The 1,465-nt window shown below is 38.8% G+C and carries 3 protein-coding genes; all 3 read left to right on the top strand.

All coding sequences use genetic code 11. The features are described 5' to 3' along the window. On the top strand, nt 1–740 hold a 740-nt coding region (locus tag GMD3S_RS0209420; RefSeq protein WP_000851989.1), incomplete at its 5' end, for a DUF4300 family protein. A gap of 21 nt (nt 741–761) precedes the next feature. Next, complete coding sequence (locus GMD3S_RS0209415; RefSeq protein ID WP_000451083.1) at nt 762–944, top strand: hypothetical protein; 183 nt, start codon at nt 762–764, stop codon at nt 942–944. 96 nt (nt 945–1,040) lie between these two features. Next, a partial coding sequence (locus GMD3S_RS0209410) for a YfbM family protein (RefSeq protein WP_000525329.1) occupies nt 1,041–1,465 on the top strand: 425 nt, incomplete at its 3' end.

The raw sequence follows: 1,465 nt of genomic DNA, 5'->3' as shown, positions 1-1,465 counted from the left end.
CGGCTTCATATTCCAATCTAAACGGTCAAGTCAGTACCGAAGAGGTCAAATCTCTCTTATCAGCTCACTTGGACCCAAATAGTGTTGAAGCATTTTTCAATCTTGTTACAGACTATAATGCGACTGTCGGCTCCACTGGCTTAAGTGGTGATTTTGCCTCCTTTACAAAAACGGAATACGATGTAGAGAAAATCAGCAATTTGTGGACACAAAAGAAGGGTGACTTTGTCGGGACCAACTGCCGTATCAATAGCTATGCGCTATTAAAAAATTCAGTCACGATCCCAAAACTTGAAAAGAATGATCAGCTACTTTTTGTGGATAATGATGCTATCGATAAGGGAAAAGTATTTGATGAGAAAGATAAGGAAGAGTTTAATATTCTATTTTCTAGGGTGGAGACAGAAGCGACAACGGATGTAAAAGTTCACGCGCAGAAGATGGAGAAATTCTTTTCCCAGTTTCAATTTAATGACAAAGCTCGAATGCTGTCTGTAGTCTTGCATGATAATTTGGATGGAGAGTTTCTTTTTGTCGGGCATGTTGGTATTTTAGTGCCAGCTGATGATGGTTTCTTATTTGTTGAAAAACTGACTTTTGTAGAGCCCTATCAAGCTATTAAGTTTGCGAGCAAGGAAGACTGTTACAAGTATCTATCCACCAAATATGCGGATTACACAGGTGACGGACTAGCTAAGCCTTTCATCATGGACAATGAAAAGTGGGTTGAAGGATATTAAGGTAGGCAAGGGAGAAGGAGTATGGAGACAGTAGTAGCGCTTTTAGTTGTCATTCTTATCGGAGTCTGGGCTGTAAACATTCTCAAGTCTCGTAAGGCAAATAAAAAAGAAAGATTTTTTGGCTATATGCAGCGCTATGATATAGATGGTGAGGGCTATCAGTCAGAAGTCTGGGAAGTGATAGAAGATGAGGAATGGAAATAAGGAGGAGAGTCCAAAAACAGTAGATTTCTTGCCTTTCTCAAGAAAGGGAACTAGTAACATTAGTGCTATTCTAAGGAACTTATAGGAGGAAACATTATGGGAATGATTGCTAATTATCAATATCTATCTGACAATGAATTAAGCCAAATAAAGCGCTATTCTTGTCAGGAAGAGGATTTACTTGACTTAGTAGAGGATTATCCTGAGGGAAACGATACGTTGATAGATATTGACAAAATGTGGGATGCCTTGCTCTTTGTTATGACAGGTTTTAGTAGTTCAGAATTTATGGATGACGGCCCCTTGATAGAAGCTGTCTTGGGAGTAACTCCTTTAGAAAATGTATCGGAGTATATAGCCTATACTGAACACTCAAAGATAGCTGAGATTGTTCAAGCATTAGAGAATTTTGACATGGATAGGGCTTTAGCTAACTTTAGCATGGAAGCATGCAAGAAGGCAGATTTGTATCCCGATATTTGGGATTATCTTGATGAAGAGGAAGAAATCAAGGATGATAT

This window comes from Streptococcus sp. GMD3S (assembly GCF_000298695.2).
Lineage (GTDB): Bacteria > Bacillota > Bacilli > Lactobacillales > Streptococcaceae > Streptococcus.
The sequence above is the reverse complement of the archived record's forward strand: the minus strand, read 5'-3'. Positions and strand labels throughout refer to the sequence as shown.

What these genes read in the sequence shown, in the direction of transcription:
- GMD3S_RS0209415 (WP_000451083.1), top strand. Translation starts at nt 762, where the DNA reads ATGGAGACAGTAGTAGCGCTTTTAGTTGTCATTCTTATCGGAGTCTGG.